3 tRNA genes are annotated in these 521 nt (G+C 48.8%); all 3 read right to left on the bottom strand.

The features are described from left to right. The 3 genes from KO537_RS22970 to KO537_RS22960 all read right to left on the bottom strand — a co-directional run bounded on the left by KO537_RS22970 (position 1) and on the right by KO537_RS22960 (position 477). Positions 1-76 (bottom strand) — tRNA-Glu (locus KO537_RS22970). A 131-nt stretch (positions 77-207) separates the two neighbouring features. After that, a tRNA-Glu gene (locus KO537_RS22965) sits at positions 208-283 on the bottom strand. Positions 284-401: 118 nt separating this feature from the next. Next, a tRNA-Glu gene (locus tag KO537_RS22960) sits at positions 402-477 on the bottom strand. Positions 478-521: the final 44 nt, after the last annotated feature.

Below are 521 nucleotides of genomic sequence, written 5' to 3'. Positions count from 1 at the left end.
TGGTATCCCCTAGGGGATTCGAACCCCTGTTACCGCCGTGAAAGGGCGGTGTCCTAGGCCTCTAGACGAAGGGGACCCGGACTTATGATTTAACTCGTAACCGAGCTTTGTAACACATTCACTTCAGTAGGCTAGGAAGCAAATGCCTTGTTCTTACCAAACAACTCGTTAGTTATTTGCTAGGAACCACTCTCTATAAAATATAGATGGTATCCCCTAGGGGATTCGAACCCCTGTTACCGCCGTGAAAGGGCGGTGTCCTAGGCCTCTAGACGAAGGGGACCCGGACTTATGTTTTAACTCGTAACCGAGCTTTGTAACACATTCGCTTCAGTAGGCTAGGAAGCAAATGCCTTGTTCTTACCAAACAACACGTTAGTTATTTGCTAGGAACCAAAATGTGGTATCCCCTAGGGGATTCGAACCCCTGTTACCGCCGTGAAAGGGCGGTGTCCTAGGCCTCTAGACGAAGGGGACCCGGACTTATGTTTTAACTCGTAACCGAGCTTTGTAACACATTC

This window comes from Shewanella sp. NKUCC01_JLK, assembly GCF_019345615.1.
GTDB lineage: Bacteria > Pseudomonadota > Gammaproteobacteria > Enterobacterales > Shewanellaceae > Shewanella > Shewanella oncorhynchi.
The sequence above is the reverse complement of the archived record's forward strand: the minus strand, read 5'-3'. Positions and strand labels throughout refer to the sequence as shown.